This is a genomic window from Cellulomonas sp. NS3, assembly GCF_024757985.1.
Lineage (GTDB): Bacteria > Actinomycetota > Actinomycetes > Actinomycetales > Cellulomonadaceae > Cellulomonas_A.
The window spans coordinates 3,910,609-3,928,355 of sequence record NZ_CP103289.1 but is presented as its reverse complement, the minus strand read 5'-3'; the positions used below and the strand labels follow the sequence as shown (position 1 = coordinate 3,928,355).

Here is a 17,747-nt window from a genome sequence, read left to right as displayed (position 1 = left end):
GACCCGCGGGTGACCGACGCTTGATCGGTCCCCGGACGCGGATCCGCGCTGCTGCTCACCGGATCGGGTCGACTGTTCACCCGGCGAACTCCCGCGCCTTCGGGCACAGTGGACCGGTGGGCGATGTCAGGGAGCTGCGGAGCGCTGCGAGCGCGCGACGTCAGGATGCCCGCGCGCACACCGTCGAGCTGGTCCTGACGCCGGAGCGCGCGGCCCCGCGCGCCGCCCGGCACTGGATCATGCGGTCGATCGCCGAGGCGGGCGTGCACGGGGTCTCGAACCAGGTCATCGAGCTCCTCGCGGGCGAGGTGGTGGCCAACGCGGTGCTGCACGGGCCGCCGGACGGCGAGATCCGGGTCGAGGTCCGCGTCGACGGCGAGGCGGTCAAGGTCTCGGTGACCGACCAGAGCCCCGACCGACCGCGCGTCCTGCACCCGGCCCCGACCGCGGCGAGCGGCCGCGGCATGGCGCTCGTCGCCGCGCTGTCGACCGCGTGGGGCATCGAGCGTCGTGAGCCGGGCGGCAAGACCGTCTGGTTCACCGTCGACCCCGAGGCCGAGCGCTAGACCGAGCACCCCCTCCGCTCGCGCCGGCGCGTCCTGGACGCCCGTCCGAGTGAATCCCGCGGCGCGCCGGGGTGCCGTCGCGCCCCGCTCCTCAGCATCCCTCGCACGGTGCCGATGCCCTCCTCGTCACCGTGGACACCGACGAGGAGGGCCTGATGGCTGCGCACGAGACCGCAGTGCCGGAGTGGAAGCTCAACCGCGAGTCGGACACCCTCCGCGAGCGTGCCAAGAGCTCCATGATCGTCTGGGGCATCGTGGTCGGTGTGGGGGCGGCCGCTGCGGTCGCGTCCTACGCCTCCGCGCTCCGGACCCTGGGGACGGCGCTCTCGGTCACCGCGGTGCTCGCGGGCGGGGCGATGCTGGCGCGGGCCGTGCACGGCTGGGCGACGGCGGACCGGCGGGCCGAGCGGAACCTCACGAGCGGCGGCTGACCTGCCTGCGGGCCCGGCGGACGCGGGCCGCGAGCGCGACGGCGACGCCCGCGAGGACGAGCCCGACGACGCCCGCCCCGAGGAGCAGCGGCAGCCGCGAGGGGCGGTCGGTCAGCACGACGTCGTACGGGTCGTCCGCGTCGTAGCGGACCGCGATCCGGGAACCGGGCTCGAGGCCCGCGGTCGTCGGGACCTCGAGCGTGAGCGTCGGGCCGTCCTGGTCGAGGTCCTGGACCGCGGTGACGGAGCCGTCGCCGACGTCCTGCACGACGACCCAGCCGTACTCGGCCTCGGACTCGAACGCGACGTCGCGGACGACGACGAGCGCGCTGCCAGCGACGAGGGCGAGCGCGAGCACGCCGAGCAGGACGGGGAGCCACGCGGGTGTCGCGGAGCGGGCGCCCGGGGGCGTCGTCGTCGTGGGGGCGGGTCCGGGCGTCGGCGTGACGGTCGGGACGCCGCGGGAGGCGGTCGACAGCTCTCGGCGGGTCACCACGGTGCTGGGCTCCTCGGGTCGGCTCGCGCCGGTACGCGCCGACGCGTCGCCGCGACGTGCGCGCGGCGAGGCGAAGTTAGCCAGCCCCCGGGCCCGGAACAATGGGTACCGATCGGTAACAATGCGGCAGGGGCGTTTCGAATCGATTCGTCAGCCCGTCGCGCTCACCCGAAGAGCCGCACGAAGTTCCGCAGGATGGTCGGGGGGTGCGTGACGGCGCCCCGTCGCACCCGTTCCTCGACCCGGTGGGCGTCCTCCGGCGGGAAGTAGCCGGCGTGCCGGTAGACCTCGATCCGCGTCACGATGCCCTCGACGTCGAGCTCCGGGTGGAACTGCGTGGCGTACAGGTGCTCGCGCACCCGGAACATCTGCACGGGGCACGTCGCCGACGACGCGAGCAGCACCGCGTGCGCCGGGAGCGTCCGGCACGCCTCCCGGTGCCCGACGAACGCCTCGAACGTCCGCGGCACGCCCGCGAGCACAGGGTCCGCCGCGCCGGCGTCCGTCAGTGTGATCTCGACCGAGCCGATCTCCTCGGCGTACGTGCCGTCGATGACGGCCCCCTGGTGCGCGCCGAGCGTCCCGACGCCGTAGCACGCGCCGAGGAACGGGTGGTCGCGCGCGACGATCTCGTCGAGCAGCGGGGCGAGCTCGGCCTCGACGCGCTGCTGCACCTCGGACTTGCTCTCCGGGGGGTCCGCCGAGTTGAACGGGCTCCCGCCGACCAGGACGCCGGCGTACCGGTCGAGGTCGATCCGCGGGAGCGGCCCGGCCTCCATGCGGACGCGGTGCAGGCGCTCGGGGGCGAGCCCGCCGTAGCGGAGCATCGCGGCGTACTCGCCGTCGGCAGCGGGGTCGTCGGCGCGGGACGCGAGCAGGAGGAACGGCCGCACGCCACGAGCGTAGGGGCGGGGGCGCGGACCTGCGCGGGCGGGTGCGCGGGCACCGGTGGCGCGGGCGGCGTCAGCGGGTGGACGTCACCCGGCGGGCGTCAGCAGGCGCGCTCGGCCCGCGTCGTCGTCGCCGCGGGGACCCACCGGGTGCCGGAGGTGAGGCCGCCGTCGACGAGACCCAGGCGCGGGCCGAGCGGGCGCGGGGCCGCGTACTCGGGCGGCGGCCCGCCGGCGAAGCACCGGCACGCGCCGTCGGTGTGCACGAGCGACGCGTACGGTCGGGCGGCGCACGGCACCGCGGCCGGGCTCCCCGCGCGCGTCGTCGACATCGTCATGCCTCCTCTATCGGAACCGCTTCGACACCCGTGAGGAGCGGCGCGGGTGGAGTCCGATACCGGACCTTCGGGCACACTTGGGCACGTCAGGGCGATGCGGCGTAGGTTCGTGCCTGGCGTGACCGTCGACGAAAGAGGCCGACCCATGAGCGAGAGCAGTGCGTTGACGGCAGACCCGTCACCCGGTCCGTCCGTCGTCCAGGCAGTGGTGCGGGCGGACGGGACGGCCGAGGTCGTCGTCGACGGCTCCGTGCGCCGGGTGGCCCTCGGCAGCGTCGCCGAGGCGGGCGCCGCAGTGACCGGGCTCGTCGCCGAGATCGCCGCCGGGCTCGGGCGCCCCGTCCCCGCGACCGTCGAGGACCCGGACGGCGTGTGGTCGCTGCTGATCCACCCGGACGGCAGCGTCGAGGAGGCGCCGACCGCGGTCACCGACACCGCGTCGGGCGCGACCCCCGCCGTCCCCGCGCCCGTGGCCGAGACCCGCGCGCCCGCCGAGGAGCGCACCCGGACCCGCACCGGGGAGCACCGGACCGTCGCCGCCGCCGGCCAGGCGCCGACGCTCGACGACCTGCTCGCGACCCGCCGGCGCACCGCGCAGCAGGGCGCCGCCCACAACGGCTGGCAGGCCGGGCTGCGCCGCGTCACCGGGGGCCTCGTGTCGCCCGCGCCGGGCCGTGCCGAGCGCGCGCGCCGGGCGGCGATCGACTCCGTCCAGCGCAGCCTCGACGGGCCGAAGACCATCGTCGTGATCAACCCCAAGGGCGGCGCGCACAAGACCACCGCGACGCTGCTCATGGCCGCGACGTTCGGCATCCACCGCGGCGGGTACACGCTCGCGTGGGACAACAACGAGACCCGCGGCACGCTCGGCTGGCGCTCGACGCACGCGCGCCACTCCAACACCGCGGTCAACCTGCTCCAGGACATCGGCCGGTTCACCGACCTCGCCTCGGCGCGGGTGGGCGACCTCGACAGCTACGTGCGCTCGCAGGGCCGCTCGCAGTTCGACGTCCTCGCCTCCGACGAGGACGCGGCGTCGGCCGCGTCGGTCGACGCGCAGGGGTTCACGTCGCTGCACACCGCGCTCTCGCGGTTCTACCGGGTCATGGTCATCGACACCGGCAACAACATGCGCGCCTCGAACTGGCAGGCCGCGATCGACGCCGCGGACCAGCTCGTCATCGTCTCGACGGTCCGCGAGGACACCGCGCAGTCCGCGGCGTGGGCGATCGACGCGCTGCGGGCCACCGGGCACGCCGAGATGGTGCGCCACGCGGTCACGGTGCTCTCGGCGCCCGAGCCCAAGGTCGACAAGCACCTGCGCAAGCGGCTGCACGAGCACTTCGGTGCGCTGACCCGCGCGGTGCTCGACGTCCCGCACGACAAGCGCCTGATCCCCGGCGGACCCATCGAGTACGACGCGCTGCACCGGCGCACGCGCGACGCCTGGCTGCAGGTGACCGCGACGGTGGCCGACGGGCTCTGAGCCGCCGGCCGGCCGGCGGGTCCTGCCGCCGGTGCAAGACGGCGGGGCGACGCGACACAGTGCGGGTACAGGCACCCGTCCGCCCGTGACGCGCCACCGAGCCCCAGGAGCACCCGTGCAGCCCCGGACCAGCCCGAGCCCGGACGTCCCCGTCGACCCGGACCGTCCCGCCGCACCGACGCCCCCGGCCGGACCGCGTGACGACGCCTGGTTCGAGGCCCTGTTCCGCGAGCACGCGACGGCGGTGCTGCGCTACCTGGTGCGGCGCGGCGCCCGCGGGGACGCCGAGGACCTCGCGGCGGACGTGCTCGCGGTCGCGTGGCGCCGGCGCGGCGACGTGCCGCTCGGCGCCGAGCTGCCGTGGCTCTACCGGACGGCCGGCTTCGTGCTCGCGAACCACCGGCGCAAGGGCCGGCCGGTCCCCGTGGGCGACGTCCCGGACGTCGCGGCCGACGACGACCCCGCCGAGCTCGCGGTGACCGACGAGCGCGTGCGCGAGGTGCTGGCGGCCCTGAGCGCGCGCGACCGCCGGGTGCTGCTGCTCAACGCGTGGGAGGGGCTCACCGGGGACGCGCTCGCGGACGTGCTGGGCATCTCGCGCGGAGGGGCCGACGCGGCGCTCTCGCGGGCGCGGGCCCGGCTGCGCGAGGCGTGGGCGGAGACGCCCGGGTCGTAGGCGCGGCCCGGACCCGGCGCGAGCGTGGTGCGGCGACCGCGCGGCAGCCGAGCGCGGCGTCCGGGCGACCGGCAGGCGAACCGTGCAAGGACCCGGCTCCCCGGGACACAGGTGGGGTAGCAGCACGTCCCGCACCGCACCCGAGGAGAGCACCATGACGTCGACCCCCGACGGCCCGACCGGCCCGAGCGACGCGACCGGCGCCGGCGGCCCGCAGCCCGCGCCGCACGAGCCCACGCCCGACGTCGCGTTCGACCGCGTGCGGGCCGCCGACCCCGCGGCGTCGACCGTCGCGGACCTCCCGGCGCTGCGGCAGGCGGTCACAGCACGCGCGTCGGGCGCCGGCGCGGACGCGTCGGGCGTCACGGACCTCGGAGCCGCGCGGGAGGCGCGTGCCGCACGCCGGCCGGCCCGCTGGCTGCAGGTCGCGGCGGCCGTCGCGGGCGTCGCGGTGATCGGCTCGGGGGCCTACGCGCTGGGCCGCGGCGACGCGCCGACCCCCGCGGCTGCACCGATCACGCTGGACGGCACCGGGCGGGCGGCGACCCCGGCGTCGGGTGCCGAGTCGATGGCCCTGGACCAGAGCACCGTCGCCACGAAGATGATCGCCCCGGGCTTCTGGGGGCGGACCGTCTTCACGGGCTCCGGCCTCGCGGAGGAGGGCGGGTCGGCGCGCGCGTGGACGTTCGACCCGGCGTCGGTGTTCTCGCAGGAGACCGCCGAGCGGGTCGCGGGCGTGCTGGGGGTCGAGGGCGCCGCCACCCAGCAGTGGGGCGCGTGGACGGTCGGGGCGCAGGACGGCACCGGACCGAACGTCCAGCTCCAGCCCGACGGGCTCGCGAGCCTGAGCTACTCCGACCCCGCGCGCGACCCGTGGAGCTGCGTGCGGTCGGCGCCCGAGACCCCGGACGTCGCGCCCGCGGACCCGGGCACCGACGTGGTCGCGCCGGACGGCCCCGCGACGAGCGGGCTCACCGAGGGCGAGGGCGACCCGGGCCTCGGTGCGCTGCCCCCGTGCGCGCCCGAGGGGTCCGCCCCGAGCGGCGACGACGCGAGCGCCCAGACCCGGGACCTGCTCGACCGGCTCGGCGTGGACGCGGGCGGGTACGAGCTCGAGGTCGCGACCGACACCGGGCAGCCCGCGGCGACGACGGTCTATGCCCACCAGGTGCTCGACGGGCAGCGCAGCGGCGTGTCGTGGAGCCTGACGTTCGTCGCCGACGGCGTGCAGGCCCTCTACGGCTCGCTCGCGCCCGTCGTCGAGCTCGGGGAGTACGACGTCGTGAGCCCCGCGGCCGCGGTCGAGCGGCTCATGGACCCGCGCTTCGGCTCGTCGCCCGTGGGCGTGATGCCGCTCGCTGGGCAGGCCCGTGCGCTCGAGGAGACCCTGGCCACGACCGAGGACCTCGGCTCCGAGGCGTCGTCCGACGGCGCCGGGCAGGAGCCGACGGTCCCGCCGCTGACCCCGGCGGGCTCGCCGATCTCGTGGCCGGTCCAGGAGGTCACGCTGACGTCGGCGCGGCTCGGGCTCGCGATGGTCGCGCAGGCCGACGGGTCGAGCGTGCTCGTGCCGAGCTACGAGCTCACGGACGACGAGGGCGGCGCGTGGAGCGTCGTCGCGGTCGCCGACGACGGTCTCGACTTCACGGCGCGCTGACCCGCCGCCCTTCCCGACGGGTGGCCCGCGGCGCGACACGCGGGCCGCCGGGTCGCCCCGTGCGGGCCCCGAGGGCCGCACGTACCCTGTCGCGGGTGGACGTCCTAAGGCGCAACAACGTGGAGGTGCGCGGCCGTGCCGACGGCCCGCTCCTGCTCCTCGTGCACGGCTTCGGGTGCGACAAGGGCATGTGGCGGCACGTCGTCCCGGCGTTCGAGGGAACCCACCGGGTCGTCCTGATGGACCACGTCGGCGCGGGCGGCTCGGACGCCTCGGCCTACGACCCGGCGCGGCACGGACGCCTCGACGGCTACGCGCGCGACGTCCTCGAGGTGATCGAGGCGCTGCACGCCGGCCCGGCCGTCCTCGTCGGGCACTCGGTCAGCGCGATGATCGGCGTGCTCGCGGCGGTCGCGCGCCCCGACCTCGTGGACCGGCTCGTGCTGGTCGGACCGAGCCCCCGGTACGTCGACGACGACGGGTACACGGGCGGCTTCACGCAGGACGAGATCGACGAGCTGCTCGACACGATGGACGACAACTACCTCGGCTGGTCGGCGTTCATCGCGCCGGTGATCATGGGCCGCCCGGACCGGCCCGAGCTGGGCGAGGAGCTCACGAGCAGCTTCTGCCGCACGGACCCCGCGATCGCGCGGGCGTTCGCCCGGACGACGTTCCTCTCGGACAACCGCGCCGACCTGCCACGCTGCACCGTCCCCGCGCTCGTCGTGCAGTGCCGGGAGGACGCGATCGCGCCGGTCGCGGTCGGGGAGTACGTGCGCGACCACCTGCCGCGCAGCGAGTACGCGCTGCTCGACGCGGTCGGCCACTGCCCGAACCTCAGCGCCCCCGACGAGCTCGTGGCCGCGATGCGGGAGTACCTGGCGGCATGACGGCCGGTCCGGCGGACGCATGGCGGTCGTCGCCGTCGGGCCTGCTCGTGCTCGACGCGGACGGCACGGTCGTCGAGGCGAACGACACGGTCCTGCGCTGGGTCGGCCGCGCGCGCGAGGACGTCGTGGGATCGGTGCGCCTGAGCGGGCTGCTGTCGGTCGGCGGCCGGATCTACTGGGAGACGCACCTCGCGCCGATGCTGCACGTCGACGGGCGGGCCGACGAGGTCGCGCTCGAGCTGCGCACGCCCGCGGGCCGGATGCCCGTGCTGCTCACCGCGCTGGTCCGGGGGACCGACGCGGACGGCCGGGCCCAGGTGCACGTGGCCCTGTCGAGCGCGCGCGAGCGGTCGCGGTACGAGCGCGAGCTGCTCGCCGCCCGCCGGGAGGCGGACCGGTCGGCCGCCCAGGTGCGCGTGCTGCAGCGGGCGACGTCGGCGCTGTCCCGGGCGACGGGTGTCCGGGGTGTCGCGCACGCGGTGCTCGACGCGGCCGTCGGGGACCTCGGTGCACGCGCGGCGACGGTGTGGCTCGCCGACGCCTCGGGGGCGCTGCGGCTGCACGGGTCGCTCGGCGAGCGGGTCGACGAGGTGGGCGGCCTGCCGTCGGACGCGTCGCTCGGGCAGCGCCCCGCGGTCCTCGACGGTGGCCGCGTCGTCGTCCCGCTGCGCGGCCAGGCCGGTCCGCAGGGCGTGCTCGTCCTGCTGCCGCGCGACGACCCGGGGGCCGAGCCGCTCGCGCTCGAGGTCGTCACGGCGCTCGGGGAGCAGGCCGGGCTCGCGCTGCACCGCGCCGAGCTCTACGAGCACAGTGCGACCGTCGCGCACGAGCTGCAGCACTCGCTGCTCGCGACCGACCCGCCCGTCGACCCGCGCTTCGAGGTGACGAGCGCCTACCGCCCGGGCGTCGAGGCGCTCGACGTCGGCGGGGACTGGCACGACGCGTTCCTCGCCGCGGACGGGGTGCTCTCGGTCGTGGTGGGGGACGTCGTCGGGCGCGGGCTCGGGGCGGCCAGCGCGATGGGTCAGGTCCGCAGCGCGATCCGCGCCGTCGCCGGTCCGGGGGTCGGGCCGGCGCGCCTCGTGCAGCGGCTCGACCGGTTCGTGGACCAGGTGCACGCCGCGGCCATGGCGACGATGGCCTACGTCGAGGTCGAGCTCGCGACGGGGCGCGCGCGGTACGTGTGCGCGGGCCACCTGCCGCCGCTGCTGGTACGGGCGAGCGGGGGCGCGGAGCTGCTGTGGGGCGGGCGCTCGGCTCCGCTGGGCGTGCGGATCCCGGGGCGCGAGCGCCGCGAGGGGACGTTCGAGCTCGCGCCCGGCGACCGGCTGCTGCTCTACACCGACGGGCTCGTGGAGCGGCGCCACCGGTTGCTCGAGGAGAGCCTCGAGGGGCTCGCGGTCGCGGGGGCGAGCCTGCGCGACGAGCCGGCGGGCGTCGCGGTCCCGGCGCTCGTGCAGCGGCTGCTGCGCGACGAGCGGGGGCGGGACGACGTGTGCGTGCTGCTGCTCGGCTGGCGCGGCGGCCCTGCCAGGGGCTGAGCCGGGGCCGGCGTCAGACCGGCAGCAGGTCGAGCACGAGGTAGGCGGTCAGCCCGAGCGCCGTCGCGGGCACGAGCGCCACGCCGGCGTACGCCCGCTCGCGCGTCGTGCGCCCGACGAGCAGCGGCGCCCCGATGCCGAGCACGACCATCGTGAGGCCCTCGGGCACCTGGTCGGCGAACACGAACGTCCGCACGAGACCCTCGTAGCAGAGCACCCCGCCGAGCACGGCGGCGGCCGCGACGCGCTCGCGGGCCGACCCGAACCGGCACCACGCGCCCGCGGTGCCGAACACGACGCCGCCGACGACCGCGCTGAGCGACCAGAAGAGCAGGTACCCCGGGCCGGCCGGGACGCCCTGGAGCGACGCGGCGGCGGAGTAGCCGCCGGTCAGCGCGAGCAGCGTGACGACGCCGACGAGCCCGGGGGCGAACCGCCCGGTCACGCGCGAGCCGAGTCCGGCGCCGATCAGGCTCCAGACGGCGACCGACGTGGCGACCGATCTCCACGCGCCGGGCAGGACGCCCTGGAGCACCTGGGCCGCGACACCGAGCAGGAGGCCGCCGACGAGCGCGAGCGCGATGCCGACGAGCGGGTCGAGCGGCTCGTCGGCCGGGAGCACCGCCGGTGCCTGGCCCGGGGCCGTCCGGACGGCGGGGCCGCGGCGCACGGCGGCAGCGCGGGCGTGCGACCGGTCGAGGGGCGAGATCACCGTCATACCCGCCAGTCCACCGGTGCGGGAGGCCCGGCGGCATCCGCCTGTGGTCGCGAGGCGGAGGAGAAACATCCTCCCCAGGGTGCACAACCTCTCGGCCGTGCGGTGCGTTCGGGGAGGGGCGGGGGACGTGGCGCGGGTGCGACCCGCAGCGGCCGGCCCGGTCCGCGGACGCGCAGCGGGGGCCGTGACGCACGGTCGCGCGCCCGTGGCCCCCGCCCGGCGTCAGTGCCCGCGGAACTTCTCGATCTCGCGCCGCTCGCGCTTGGTCGGCCGCCCCGCGCCGCGGTCCCGGGTCGGCACGAACGCGATCTCGGTCGGCTCCGGCGGGGGAGGGGTGCGGTCCACGAGCACGTCGGCGACGAGCGCCGCCCCGACACGCTTCTCGATGACCCGCGCCACCTCGACGATCCGCTCGACCCCGCCCTCGCGCACGCGCACCTCGTCGCCGATCTTGACCTGCGTCGCGGGCTTCGCCCGGTCGCCGTTGACCTTCACGTGCCCGGCCCGGATCGCGGCGGCGGCAAGCGCGCGCGTGCGGAACAGGCGCACGGCCCAGGTCCAGCGGTCGACCCGCGTCGCGACCGGGGTCGACGTCGGCGCGCTCACCGGGTGCCGCCGCGAGTCGTGCCGCCGAGGGGAGCCGTCATGCACCCAGCGTGCCACCTCGCCCGCGGGAGGAGCTCCGAGCACGGGACGCAGCACGGTGCGCGAGCACGAGACCCGAGCGCCGGATGCCGCCGCGGCGTCACCGGTGTCCCGTAGCGTGCCGTGCATGACGGACCGCCGCCCGCTCCTGCTGCTCGACACCGCGTCGCTGTACTTCCGGGCGTTCTTCGGTGTCCCCGACTCGGTCAAGGCGCCCGACGGCACCCCGGTCAACGCGGTGCGCGGGCTGCTCGACATGATCGCGCGCCTCGTCACCGACCACCGGCCGTCGCGGCTCGTCGCGTGCTGGGACGACGACTGGCGCCCGGCGTTCCGCGTCGAGGCGATCCCGTCGTACAAGGCGCACCGCGTCGCCGAGGTGCTGCCCGGCGGTGCGGAGGCCGAGGAGGTCCCCGACCTGCTCTCGCCGCAGGTCCCCGTCATCGCGGAGGTGCTGGCGGCGCTCGGCATCGCGCGCGTCGGTGCGCCGGGCTTCGAGGCCGACGACGTCATCGGCACGCTCGTCGCGCGCGAGCAGGCCCGGCCCGCGGCGCAGCGGTCCCCGGTCGACGTCATCACGGGCGACCGCGACCTCTTCCAGCTCGTGGACGACGACGTGCCGGTGCGCGTGCTCTACACGCAGCGCGGCATCAAGGACCTCGAGGTCGTCGACACCGCGCGGCTGCGGGAGAAGTACGCGGTCGCGTCCGGCCAGGCGTACGCCGACATGGCGGTGCTGCGCGGCGACCCGAGCGACGGGCTGCCGGGTGTCGCGGGCATCGGTGAGAAGACCGCGGCGGCGCTCGTCGCCCGGTACGGCGACCTCGCGGGCATCCTCGCGGCGCGCGACGCCGGGGACGCGGGGCTCACCAAGAGCCAGCGTGCCAAGCTCGTCGAGGCCGCCGACTACCTCGCGGTCGCGCCGACGGTCGTCCGGGTCGCGCCCGACGCCCCGGTCGGCGACGTCGACGACACCCTGCCCGCAACGCCGGCCGACCCCGACCGCCTCGTCGAGCTCACGACGCGCTGGGGCCTCACGTCGAGCGTCACGCGCGTGGTCACGGCGCTCACGCTGGACTGAGCGGCTGTGCGTACGCGTGTGGTGGCGGCCGCGGTCGTGGGCGGTGCGGCGCTCACGGTCGTCGCCGTGCTCGTGGCCGGACGAGGTCCGGGGACGCCCCCGCCGTCCCCGAGGGGGGACCCTGGGTGATCGAGATCCGCGACCCGAGGGGTGACCTGGGTGCGTGCGACGACGACGCCGTCGCCGAGTCCCTGATGACTGCGGACGCGCCGCCGTGGTCGGCCACGATGACGTTCGAGCCGGAGGCGAGCGAGGCGGACGTGCGCCGCGTGCTCGGCTGCCTCGACCGCAGCCTGACCAGCGGCCGGATCACGGTGACGACCCGCCCCGGGTGAGCGCGGGGGGCGGCCCGTCGCCCTGGCCGCGGGAGCAGCCGCCAGGCCGGGCCGGGCGCGGGCAGGGTCGGGCGGCTACGAGTGCGACGAGACCCCGTCGCGGACGTAGAGGTTCGCCGAGAGGCGCTCCCACGGGGCCCCGTCCGCGGCCGGGGCCAGGCCGTCCGGGACGAGCGCGAGGGTCAGCGGCACGGGTGACGTGTGCTCCGCGCGTAGCAGGTGGTCGCTCGCGACCGGGTCGGTGCACCCGACCTCGGCGACCTCGCCGACGGGCACCGTGACGAGGCAGACGAGGCCCGTCGCGTGCACCGCGAGGTAGTGGCTGCCGGCCGTCGTCTCGCCGAGGAACCGCGTGCTCGCGGGGTCCAGCAGCGCCGTGCCGGGCTCCTCCGCGAGGACGTCCGCGTCGCGCTGCCGCTCCGCGAGCACCCCGAACAGGACCGCGGGGGCGACGACCACGGGCTCCGTGCTCCGGGCGTCGAGCGCGGCCCGGGCGCCGACCGCGCCGCTCACCACGAGCGCGCCCGCGGTGAGCACGACGGCCAGCCGCCGCAGGGAGCTGAGACGGGACGCGGCGCGCTGCGCGGCGTCACCCGACGTGAAGTCGTCGAAGAGGTCGAAGGTGCTGCCGTCGATGGCCGTCATGCCCACCTCATCGGCACTGACCTGCGCGGACGTGAGGGGATGCGGCCCGCCGTCGCCCGATCGGGTGGGCGCGGGCCGTTCCGCGCTCCGGTACTACGGAACCGCCGCGCCGCGGTGCTCGTCGTGGTCGACGTCCGGGCCGAGGCCCCCCGGCGGCGGGTGCGGCGCGCCGGCGTGCCGCCCGCGCCCGGCACAATGGTCGGCGTGATCACGGTCAGCACGGACGGCTCCTGCCTGCGCAACCCCGGAGGGGCGAGCGGCTGGGCGTGGGTCAACCACGACGGCTCGTCCGCGTCGGGCGGGATCGCGTCGGGCACCAACCAGATCGCCGAGCTCACCGCCTTGTTGGAGGCGGTCCTCGCGCACCCCGGGGCCGAGCCGCTGCGCATCGAGTCCGACTCGACGTACGCGATCAAGTGCGCGTCGGTATGGGTCGCGAGCTGGAAGCGCAAGGGCTGGCGCACCGCGAGCGGCGGACCGGTGCAGAACCTCGGGCTCGTGCAGGCCATCGAGCGCGCGCTCGCGGAGCGGGAGGGCGAGGTCGTCTTCCACTGGGTCCGCGGGCACCAGGGCGACCACTTCAACGAGCGGGCCGACGCGCTGTGCGGTGCCGCGGCGCGGGCCGCCCAGCAGGGTGACGTCGTCGTGACCCGGACGTCGGTGACCGGCGAGGTGACCGTGGGCGTCGCCGGGCCGGCACCGGTCGCGACGGCGGCCGTCGCTGCGGCGCCCGCGCGGACGGCGGCGACGCGGTCCGCCGGCGGACGCACGGCACCTGCGGCGCGGGTCCCGCGCGGCACGCAGCCCGAGCCGGAGCTCGACGTCCTGTTCTGAGCGGCCGGTCAGCCCTCGGAGGTCGCGAGCTCCGCGAGCCCGCGGGCGATCTCGTCCGGGTACCCCGCGAGCCACCCGGTCTCGCCGGCCGACCAGCGCCGGCTGACGACCCCGATCGGGTACACGAGCACGTCGACCCCCGGGTGGCTGAGCGCGAGCTCGGTGCCCGCGTCGTCGGTCGACGAGACCCACGCCGTCCCCGGCGACAGCGCGACGACGAGGTCGCCGAGCGCGATCCCGAACGCGCGCACGAGCTGCTCGGCGTCGACGCGGTCCTCGGCGGGCGACGCCGCCCACGTCACGAGGACCCGGTCGTACAGGGCGCCGAGGGAGTCGGCCGCGACCGAGCCGCCGCACAGGCCGGCGACGAGCTCGCGGTGCTGCGCCACGAAGACGAGCTCGGCGGCGTTGAGCGGGGCGACCTCCGGACGAGGTGCGAGAGCGTGAGCGGTCATGACCCGTTGATCGGTCGGCGGTGACCGCTGCTTGAACCTCCGCGAGGGTGGTTCCCCGACCGGCCGCTCCCCGGCCGCGCCGGTCCCGGTCCGGGCACGCCGGAGGGGCGCCCCCGGACCGACCGGTGACGCCCCTCCTGTGCCGTGCGCGAGCCGCCGTGCGGCGGCCCCGGTGATCAGCTGCGGCGTGCCTGCTTCACCTGGTACGAGCGCTGCGTCTTGGAGCTCTCGACGTCGGCGCTGCCCAGGTAGACCGCGGTGATCTGGTGCGTGCCGACCTTGAGGTCCGTCGGCAGCGCGATCGTGACGGTGCCGGTGAGACCGTCGGTCACGAGCGTGCCCGTGCCGAGCACCGTGCCGCGCTCGCGGATCTCGACCGTGCCGGTCGGCGCCGTGGTGCGGCCCTTCACGGTCACGGTCGCGCTGACGGCGTCGCCGGGCTTCCCCGACGCCTTCGACAGCATGAGCCCGAGCGTCGAGCCCGACTTCGCGACCTCGGTCGTCACGACCGTCGAGGTCGACGCCGCGAACGTGCCGCCGTCCGGGGTGAAGACCGCGGACAGCGCGTGCGAGCCCGCACCGAGGCGGACCTTCGCGGTCGCCTTCCCGTAGGTCACCGGGACCGCGGCGAGCTCGGTCTCACCGTCGAGGAACCGGACGGTGCCGGTCGCCTCGGCGGGGTCCACCGTGGCGGTGAGCGTGAGCTCCGCACCGGCCTTCGCCGAGCCGCTGACCTTGAGGCTCGTGGTCGTGGGCGTCGCCGCGGGGACCGTGACGTCGACGAGCTGCGCGCGCGCCGTCGTCGTGGCGTTGCGGCTGTGCAGCACGAGCAGCTGCGACTCGCCGGCCTTGGCCGCCTCGGTGCGGTGCACGGTGATCGGCGCGTCGGGACCGGACAGGAACCACAGCGAGTCCGGGGTGCCGGCGTCGAACCAGAACGGCGGCGTGAACGGGTCGACCGTGAACGGCTCGACCTCGTCGACCACGCCCGTCGGGGCTGCGGCGTACTCGGAGTACGTCCAGACCCGGACGGTCGGCGTCGCGCCCGGCGTGATGCCGACGTCCGCGAGGCTCAGCGGGATCACGACGACGTTGTTGTCGAACACCGTGGTGTCGACGTCGCCGAAGAAGCCGTTGACGGGCTGCACGTCGATGACCTCGTCGGTCACGAGGTCGAACGTCGCCTGCACGGTCACGTCGGACGAGTCGTCGAGCTTCTGCACGACCGTCTGCGTGTCGTACGTCCCGTCGGCGTCGATGTCGAGCTCGATCACCGGCTTGGTGTACGCGCCGAGGGTGGCCCACTCGCCCTCGGTCGCGATGCCGATGCCGAGGTACCCGTCCTCGGGCGTCCCGCCCGCGGCCGCGCGCTGCGGCGCGGTCGTGGACCACCCGACGTACCGCAGGTCACCGGCGGCGTTGGCCGACGGCGACGTCTCGACGCGCGGGTCGTCCTCGAGCTGCGGGCTCGTGGCCCCGAGGACCAGCGGTGCGGCGAGGGAGTACCAGCCCCCCGACGCGACCCCGCGGCCGGTGAGCGCGAGCTCCGCGGTCGTCGTGGCGGCGTCGGCGAACTCGACGGGCTGCGCGGTCAGGTCGCTCACGAGGCGCGGTGCAGCGTGCACCGGGACCCGCAGCTCGCTGCCGTCGGTCGTGAGCACGAGACGCCCCGAGACCGTGGCGACGTACTCGCGCGGGACCCCGCCCTGCTCGACCTCGGAGGTCGGGTCGAGCTCGCGCTCGAGCGTCGCCGGGTCGGCGGTGAGGGTCAGCGTGACGAGACGGGACTGCCCGGCCGGGACGGTGAGGCTCGCCGGCGAGGTCGTCACCGTCGCACCGCCCGCGGTCGTGGCCGAGTCGAACGCCGTCGCGTAGCGGACCGCGCGGTTGCTCGTGTTCGTCACCGTGACGGTCTTCTTCTCGACGACCGTCTGGGCGCCGACGTCGACGACGCCGAACACGACCGAGACCTGCTCGGGGGCCTCGGAGGCGTAGGCGAGGACGCCGTTGGCGACGGCGTCGACCGCGTCGACCCGGCCGGAGCCGACCCGCTCGGGGCCGTAGACCTCACCGGTCTGGTTCGGGCCGGTGAACAGGTCGTGCGTCGCGGTGTTCACGATCGACGCCTTGACCTGCGCGGGCGTCCAGCCCGGGTTGGTCGCACGGACGAGCGCGGCGATGCCGGCGACGTGCGGCGCGGCCATCGAGGTGCCCGAGAGCGTGTGGGCTTCGTTGCCGGTGCCCGACGCGGCGGACTGGATGCTCGTGCCCGGCGCGGCGACGTCCGGCTTGAGGATGCCGAGCGAGCCGTGCGCGCCGCGCGAGGAGCCGGGGTTGAGCGCGTCACCCGCGGACGCGTCCTGGACCGTGCCGGCGAGCGACGGGCCGATGCGGGCCGTCACGGTGCCGGTCTGGATGGCGGGCAGGAGCGCGTCGGTCGAGGCAGCCGTGAGCTGGGCGCCCGGGATCGTCGGGTTCCCCGAGATGCCGGCCGAGAAGATCGTGTTCTCGGTTCCGATCAGGACGCCGACCGCGCCGGCGGCCTCGGCCGCGTTGAAGCGCGCGACGCTGCCGCAGCGGCGGGCCGAGTCGTCGTCGTCCCACCACAGGTAGGCGATCTTGCCGGCGAGCTCGTCCGCGAACTCGGTGAGCGGCTCGCAGCCGTCGACGTCGTCGCCGAGGTAGGCGACGGGCGCCGTGACGTCCTCGGTGCCGGCGTAGGCGATGCTGTTCTGCGCGGCGTAGGTGCCGTCGAGCGACGGGTCGGAGCCGACCGTGACCTCGACGCCGTCCAGGTCGAGCGGGCTGCCGACCGAGTTGGCGACCGTGAGGCCCGAGGTCGCGCTGCCCGGCGAGCCGCCGACGTCGGTGATGTCACCGGAGTTGCCGGCCGAGAACACGGACAGCACGCCGAGGTCGGAGAGCCGGTTGACGACGAGCGTGTCCGGGTCGTCGACGGGTGCGGCGGAGGCGCCGAGCGAGAGGTTGACGACGTCGAGGTGGTCGTTGAAGTCGCCGTCGCCGTTCGGGTCGGCGGCCCAGTCGAGCGCCAGGGACGTGAGGTTTGTCGACCCGCCGAGGTCACCGAAGACCTTGAGCGCGTAGACGCCGGCCTCGGGGGCCGAGCCGGGCCCGACCTGCCAGTCGGACAGGTCCGTGAGCGACGCGTAGTCGCCCTCGAACGTCGTGCCGTCCGCGGTCACGCCGTAGCCCACGGCGGTGCCGGCGACGTGCGTGCCGTGGCCGCTGTTGTCGCTCGTGTACAGGCTGTCGATCGGGTTCTCGTCGGGTACCGGGATCGCGCTCGTGCCCGGGATGTCCTCGCTCGGGTCGTAGAGCGGGCCGGCGAAGTCGTAGCCGCCGAGGTACTTCTCGGGGTCGTACGAGCCCTCGGGGACCGGCTGCGTGCCGTCCTCGCCGTACGCGGCGTCGTAGGCCTCGACCGTGCCGGGGCCGCCGAACGACGCGTGCGTGTAGTCGACGCCGGTGTCGATGACGCCGACGCGGACGCCCTCGCCCGTCTGGCCGGTGGACTGCCACACCTCGAGCGCCCGCGTGAACACGTCGGTGTTCCGGTTGTCGGGCGTCTTCGGGGTCACGCGGCGGATCGAGACGACGTCGTCCGACTCCGCGAGCCGGCTGATGGTCGCGGCGTCGCCCGTCACGAGCGTGCCGGAGACCACGTTCGAGAGGGTCGAGATGCGGCGGGGTGCGGCCGTCGCGGAGCGTGCCGTGACGCGCTCGGGAACTACCTGCGCGGCCAGCTCGTCGACCTGCGCGGTCGCGGCGCGGACCTCGGCGGGCGTGCCGCCGTCCTCGACGACGTCGAGGCCCGACGGGGCGTCGAGCTCGACGAACGCGGTGATCGTGCCCGCGGCGTCGAGGACGCTGCGGCTCACCTTGGCGCGGGAGAGGTCCTTGCCCGAGGCGACGGCGCCGCCGGGTGAGCCTGGGTCGGGGGCTGCGGCGGCGACCTGGGCGCCGACGAGGGTCGACGTCGCGGCGAGCGCGAGGGTCGTCAGCACGGAGAGCAGCGGGCGAGGCGTCATGGGCTCACTCC

Annotated in this window: 18 protein-coding genes; 10 read left to right on the top strand and 8 right to left on the bottom strand. The window is 76.1% G+C overall.

The window, feature by feature from the left end:
* Window positions 1–116 precede the first annotated feature (116 nt).
* Window positions 117–566: an ATP-binding protein gene (locus NXY84_RS17765; RefSeq protein WP_258724354.1), complete on the top strand. Its 450-nt coding sequence runs from the start codon at window positions 117–119 to the stop codon at window positions 564–566.
* A 155-nt stretch (window positions 567–721) separates the two neighbouring features.
* Window positions 722–997, top strand: coding sequence for a hypothetical protein (locus tag NXY84_RS17760; protein WP_258724352.1), 276 nt, complete (start codon window positions 722–724; stop codon window positions 995–997).
* Here NXY84_RS17760 and NXY84_RS17755 read toward each other — a convergent pair.
* From NXY84_RS17755 to NXY84_RS17745, 3 genes are all read right to left on the bottom strand, one after another.
* Window positions 981–1,493, bottom strand: a complete 513-nt coding sequence (locus tag NXY84_RS17755; RefSeq protein WP_258724351.1) for a hypothetical protein — start codon at window positions 1,491–1,493, stop codon at window positions 981–983. The genes NXY84_RS17760 and NXY84_RS17755 overlap by 17 nt on opposite strands.
* Before the next feature lie 164 nt (window positions 1,494–1,657).
* Complete coding sequence (locus NXY84_RS17750; protein ID WP_258724350.1) at window positions 1,658–2,386, bottom strand: glutamine amidotransferase; 729 nt, start codon at window positions 2,384–2,386, stop codon at window positions 1,658–1,660.
* Window positions 2,387–2,484: 98 nt separating this feature from the next.
* Complete coding sequence (locus tag NXY84_RS17745) at window positions 2,485–2,721, bottom strand: hypothetical protein (protein ID WP_258724349.1); 237 nt, start codon at window positions 2,719–2,721, stop codon at window positions 2,485–2,487.
* A 145-nt stretch (window positions 2,722–2,866) separates the two neighbouring features.
* On the opposite strand from NXY84_RS17745, the gene NXY84_RS17740 reads away from it, so the two are divergent.
* The 5 genes from NXY84_RS17740 (at window position 2,867) to NXY84_RS17720 (ending at window position 8,974) form a co-directional block, all read left to right on the top strand.
* Entirely contained in the window at window positions 2,867–4,207 is a 1,341-nt protein-coding gene (locus tag NXY84_RS17740; protein WP_258724348.1) for a MinD/ParA family ATP-binding protein, read from the top strand.
* 115 nt (window positions 4,208–4,322) lie between these two features.
* Window positions 4,323–4,883 (top strand): RNA polymerase sigma factor, encoded by a 561-nt coding sequence (locus NXY84_RS17735; RefSeq protein ID WP_309485019.1) that lies wholly within the window; start codon window positions 4,323–4,325, stop codon window positions 4,881–4,883.
* Between the two features lie 154 nt (window positions 4,884–5,037).
* Window positions 5,038–6,540: a hypothetical protein gene (locus NXY84_RS17730; RefSeq protein WP_258724347.1), complete on the top strand. Its 1,503-nt coding sequence runs from the start codon at window positions 5,038–5,040 to the stop codon at window positions 6,538–6,540.
* A gap of 95 nt (window positions 6,541–6,635) precedes the next feature.
* Window positions 6,636–7,433, top strand: a complete 798-nt coding sequence (locus NXY84_RS17725) for an alpha/beta fold hydrolase (protein ID WP_258724346.1) — start codon at window positions 6,636–6,638, stop codon at window positions 7,431–7,433.
* Window positions 7,430–8,974, top strand: a complete 1,545-nt coding sequence (locus NXY84_RS17720) for a SpoIIE family protein phosphatase (protein ID WP_258724345.1) — start codon at window positions 7,430–7,432, stop codon at window positions 8,972–8,974. The genes NXY84_RS17725 and NXY84_RS17720 overlap by 4 nt, the downstream gene beginning before the upstream one ends.
* 13 nt (window positions 8,975–8,987) lie before the next feature.
* On the opposite strand, the gene NXY84_RS17715 is transcribed toward NXY84_RS17720, so the two are convergent.
* Entirely contained in the window at window positions 8,988–9,692 is a 705-nt protein-coding gene (locus NXY84_RS17715; protein ID WP_258724344.1) for a DUF6518 family protein, read from the bottom strand.
* 222 nt (window positions 9,693–9,914) lie between these two features.
* Window positions 9,915–10,298, bottom strand: coding sequence for an RNA-binding S4 domain-containing protein (locus tag NXY84_RS17710; protein WP_258724343.1), 384 nt, complete (start codon window positions 10,296–10,298; stop codon window positions 9,915–9,917).
* Window positions 10,299–10,464: 166 nt separating this feature from the next.
* Here NXY84_RS17710 and NXY84_RS17705 point away from each other — a divergent pair, with 166 nt between their 5' ends.
* Both NXY84_RS17705 and NXY84_RS17700 read left to right on the top strand, forming a co-directional pair.
* On the top strand, window positions 10,465–11,418 hold the full coding sequence (locus tag NXY84_RS17705; protein WP_258724342.1) for a 5'-3' exonuclease: 954 nt from the start codon (window positions 10,465–10,467) through the stop codon (window positions 11,416–11,418).
* A gap of 125 nt (window positions 11,419–11,543) precedes the next feature.
* Window positions 11,544–11,753, top strand: a complete 210-nt coding sequence (locus tag NXY84_RS17700) for a hypothetical protein (protein ID WP_258724341.1) — start codon at window positions 11,544–11,546, stop codon at window positions 11,751–11,753.
* A gap of 75 nt (window positions 11,754–11,828) precedes the next feature.
* On the opposite strand, the gene NXY84_RS17695 is transcribed toward NXY84_RS17700, so the two are convergent.
* Entirely contained in the window at window positions 11,829–12,398 is a 570-nt protein-coding gene (locus NXY84_RS17695) for a hypothetical protein (RefSeq protein WP_258724340.1), read from the bottom strand.
* Window positions 12,399–12,593: 195 nt separating this feature from the next.
* Here NXY84_RS17695 and NXY84_RS17690 point away from each other — a divergent pair, with 195 nt between their 5' ends.
* Complete coding sequence (locus NXY84_RS17690) at window positions 12,594–13,232, top strand: ribonuclease H family protein (protein WP_258727267.1); 639 nt, start codon at window positions 12,594–12,596, stop codon at window positions 13,230–13,232.
* Window positions 13,233–13,240: 8 nt separating this feature from the next.
* Here NXY84_RS17690 and NXY84_RS17685 read toward each other — a convergent pair whose 3' ends face one another.
* Together NXY84_RS17685 and NXY84_RS21790 are read right to left on the bottom strand one after the other, a co-directional pair.
* Window positions 13,241–13,687: a DUF3806 domain-containing protein gene (locus NXY84_RS17685; protein WP_258724339.1), complete on the bottom strand. Its 447-nt coding sequence runs from the start codon at window positions 13,685–13,687 to the stop codon at window positions 13,241–13,243.
* Between the two features lie 176 nt (window positions 13,688–13,863).
* Window positions 13,864–17,736 carry a S8 family serine peptidase gene (locus tag NXY84_RS21790; RefSeq protein WP_309485018.1) on the bottom strand — a complete coding sequence of 1,291 codons (3,873 nt, stop codon included), beginning with the start codon at window positions 17,734–17,736 and terminating at the stop codon, window positions 13,864–13,866.
* Window positions 17,737–17,747 lie beyond the last annotated feature (11 nt).